This is a genomic window from Longimonas sp. (assembly GCF_040409695.1).
GTDB lineage: Bacteria > Bacteroidota > Rhodothermia > Rhodothermales > Salinibacteraceae > Longimonas.
In genome coordinates, this window is the sequence record NZ_JARWGJ010000216.1 from 1 (window position 1) to 4054 (window position 4054).

Annotated in this window: 2 protein-coding genes; both read right to left on the reverse strand. The window is 64.1% G+C overall.

All coding sequences use genetic code 11. The features are described 5' to 3' along the window. Window positions 1-313: 313 nt before the first annotated feature. Window positions 314-3754, reverse strand: coding sequence for a class I SAM-dependent DNA methyltransferase (locus tag PPP56_RS13155; protein ID WP_353564512.1), 3441 nt, complete (start codon window positions 3752-3754; stop codon window positions 314-316). A gap of 96 nt (window positions 3755-3850) precedes the next feature. Next, window positions 3851-4054 (reverse strand): low molecular weight phosphatase family protein (locus PPP56_RS13160; RefSeq protein WP_502912582.1); only part of this gene is annotated, 204 nt, incomplete at its 5' end.

Below are 4054 nucleotides of genomic sequence, written 5' to 3' on the forward strand. Positions count from 1 at the left end.
ACTTCGAAGCAACAACCAGCGGCTGTTGCCGCCTAATATGAAGATCTGGCAGAACGCCAATTACACAACGATCGGGACTTGATCCTTCAGCCAGCGCGTAGATGCCTCCCATGTATAGAGCGCTTGGCGGTAAGGGATTGGTGTGATGTGGGGTACACAATGGAGGAGACGTGCTTAGTTAGGGATGATCTCACACCGCGCCCTATCGTAATCGCTCTCCTGGAGAGGGGAGCTGTCGCCCATACGACTGAGGGGGGGGGTGCGCAGTCAGCGCCATAAGATCGCCGCGTTCGATCCGCTCTCCACCCATCCCTCACCCCACAAACGCCCCATCGTCGGTCGGGGTGAGGTGGCCGAGGGTGGCCAGGGTGTCGAGGAGATCGCGGACCTTGGCGCGTGGGGCGCGGTGGAAGTGCCGGGCTACTTGCTCGGGGGTGAGCGGGTCGCCGGTCTGCTCCACGACCTGACGCACCAGCTGGGCCCGCTCGGCCAGCGTGCCGGGCCACGGGAGCGGCTCCACGGGCGCGCCGTCGCCGCTGAGCTCGATCTCCAGATCCAGCGCGGCCTGGGTGCTGGCGTCGGGGTCCTGGTAGGCGGGGCGCAGGTAGCGGATGTGCCCTTGCTCTTCTTCGGCGCGCCGCTCGGCGTTCAGGTCCACCAGGCGCTGCAGGATTGCGTCGTCGGGCAGGTCGGCGGGCCAGCCGTAGGCATCGGCGACGGCGGCGTCGAGGTCGTCGTGCAGTTCCTTGAGCAGGCCCACCAGCCCTTGCTCGTGGATCTGCCGCTCGTCGTCGGTCAGCGTGTCGCCGGCGCGCTCTTTGTCGAGCACGTTGTAGAGCCCGGTCATGGTGAGGCCGTCGTGCGCTGCCAGCCGCTCTTTGCGATGCCGATCCAGCTGCTCACCCAGTTCGCGGATGCGCGCTTTCTGTGCCTCGCTCGCGGCTGGGAACGGGAAGGGGTCGAAGCACTGGGTTTTCGTGTAGCGCGGACGATCTTCCAGCGTGCCTCCAGCCGCCAGCGTCCACACTTTATGAATGCGACTGGACAGGACGCCGAGGTGATGAGCATCTTCGAGAGCAAAAGCGATCACCATATTGTCCGGTAGAATCGCAATATCGAGAAACTCAAAGAATACGTGTTTGGCCGTTTCTGGCTTGGCAATGTACCTGTCAAGTCCATTGAGTGCTGTACGGATTTCTGGACGCTCACGCCCATGCAGCCACCACTTCTCCCGGATCTTCTTGTTGCGGTTCTGATCACGCTCCGGCTTGACATGCTCTTTTACGTGTTGATACACAGCTGGAAACTGTTCACGCACGTCCTCAGCTTCAAGTCCATACAGGTCGATCACCATCACATCTCGCGGCGTCTGAGCAAGATCGCGCCCGTTTCGATATGGGCGGATATGCTTTTCAAGTCCATCAACAGATCCCAGTCCCAGCTTTTGGGCTTTCTCGGGCTCAACGATGAATCCCGACCCGTGCAGCTTCACGCCTGCACTGGACAGATCCTCATTCGCCTCCAGCGCCTCTGCCCCCGCCACGTCCGCGCCAATCGTTAGATCCGGCAGGATGTTGCCGATGCGTTCGTCCAGCTCCACATCCCAGTGGATGCCGGTGGACTGCTCCTCGCGCGTTACGGTCTGCAGCGTGCCTTTCTGGTCGGCGACCGCGCCCACTGTCATCGCAATGCGCACGTCCGAACCATCGGCGGAGGCGACCCACGGGTGATCGGGAATCGCAAAGACCAGGCTCACCGGCGGGCTGGCCTTGATCTGCTTCTCCATCACCTTGCGGTTAAAGGTCTGCCGGATGCTGTTGGTGGTAATCAGCCCGAAGCGCTCGGCCTTCGCATCCCACCCGTCCAGCTTGCCGCGCACGGCTTTGGCGGCTTTGTACCACCAGAACATCACAAAATCGGCGCTCTGGCGCACTTTGCGGTAATACGCATCGCGCAGCGCTTCGGTGTAGCCGTCGCCCAGCGCCTCCCGCATGTCTTTTGCCCCGATAAACGGCGGGTTGCCCACGATGAAGTCAGCCTCGGGCCAGGGGGCGGGGCGCGGGTTGGTGTAGTCGTAGACCGGCTCCTGTGCGTCGGGATCGGGCACCATCTCGCCGGTGGTGGGGTCTTCCTTGTAGGTGCGGCGGTCCCACCGCGTGACGGGTGTGCCGTCGTCGGTGGTGCGGGGCGTCTTTTCATCGTAGGCAAGCACCGCATCCTGATGCCGGATGTTGTTGTAGCTTTTCAGGATGGGCGCGTCGAGGCGCTCGGCATCGCCATAGGTGCGAAAGTGCCACTGCAGATAGCCAATCCAGAGCACCACATCGGCAATGGCGGCGGCGCGGGGATTTACCTCCAGCCCCAGGAGCTGCTCGGGCGAAACGCGGTAGCCGCCGGTCATGTCGAGCGACTGCTGTCCGGCGTAGTCGTGCAGGGCATCGAGCACCTCGGCTTCGAGGCGTTTCAGGTGCTCCAGCGTCACGTACAGGAAGTTGCCCGATCCGCACGCGGGGTCGAGGATGCGGACGGAGCAGAGGCGGCGGTGAAACTGCACGATCTGTTCGCGGGCGTTGGCCTCGTTGCCGTTGGCCTCCAGCGCCACGGCAGCAGTCTGCGCGGCCTCGAACTCCGATCGCAGCGGGGCAATGACGGTGGGCACGACCAGGCGCTCCACGTAGGCCCGCGGCGTGAAGTGCGCGCCCAGCTTGTGGCGCTCACGCGGGTCGAGAGCGCGTTCGAGGAGGGTGCCAAAGATGGCGGGCTCGACCTCGGACCAGTCGGCGAGGGCAGCATCGATCAGGAGTTCGAGCTGGGCCTCTGAGACGGGCAGGGCCTCCGCATCCGCAAACAGCTGGCCGTTAAAGCGCCGGATGGTGGTCTGGAAGCTGGGTTCGAATCCGCCCTCGTCCATGGTCGTCCACAGATGCTCCAGCGCCTGCGGGAAGGTGTCGAGGTGGCCGCGGTACTGGTTCATCATGTCGTGGAAGCGGCGTTCGGGCAAGAGCCCCACGTCTTCGGCGAACATGGTGAAGAGGCAGCGCATGAGGAAGCCCGACACGCGGTCGGCGGCGTAGCCATCGGCTTCGAGCGAGGCCGCGACCTCGGCCAGATTCTGCGCCAGGTTGACGGTGACTTCGGTAGCGCGGCGCGCAGGGTCGAGCGTGAGCGGCTCGGTAAAAATGCGCCGCAGCCGCTCCTGAATGTCGGGGTCGGCCAGATCCTGCAGGTGGATGCGGTAGCGCTGCTGATCCGGAAACGGGATGTAGTTTTTGCCCTGCCGCGCAAAGTCGGAGTAGACGTCGATGCAGTGCCCCACGTCGACTGTCAGCAGAAACGGCGGCCAGCCGTCGCGGTCGGGCAGGCCCTTGGCATAGCGAAACGCCTGATTTTTGGCGCGGGTCATGGCGCGCTCCCAGTGGCGGGTGCCTCGGCGGGCGGTGCCCAGCTTACGGATGGGCTCGCGCACGCCCAGCTGCTCGGCCTCGGTGGGCGTGGGGGCGTCGCTGCCCTGCTTGGCTTCGAGTACAAAGCAGCCGCGCTTGTACAGGTCGATGAAGCCGTGTGAGCGGGTGCGGTCGTGGGCGTACTGCACGCGCCGCTCAAAGACGTAATCGTTGGTGCGGGTGTTGTCGGAGGCCGGATCGGGACGCGGCACCTCCAGCACATCGCACAGCTCGCTCAGGAACAGCTGGTAGTTGGCCCGCTCGGAGCCGCCGGAGGCCGACCAGCGCTCGATGAATTGGGAGATGGTCATATAGAAAAGAGGCGACAGGCAACAACGGAGTGGATAGTTCTCCTATTCGAGTAGGAGGCAGGAGTTCGCCTGTGGACCTCCGCACGCCCCCATTCCTCACGCCGCAGGCTTTGCATCCGGCGCAAACGTATCCGCAATCCAAGCATCGATCTCGTCGCGCACGCGGCGGAAGACCGCCAGCTGCTCCGCCTCAGCGCCGGTGGCCGCCGAGGGGTCGTCGAACGACTGGTGCATGTTCTGCTCGGCGGCAGGCAGGTACGGACAGTTCTCGCGCGCCGCGTTGCACACGGTTATCACGTA

What these genes read in the sequence shown, in the direction of transcription:
- PPP56_RS13155 (WP_353564512.1), bottom strand. Translation starts at nt 3,754, where the DNA reads ATGACCATCTCCCAATTCATCGAGCGCTGGTCGGCCTCCGGCGGCTCC.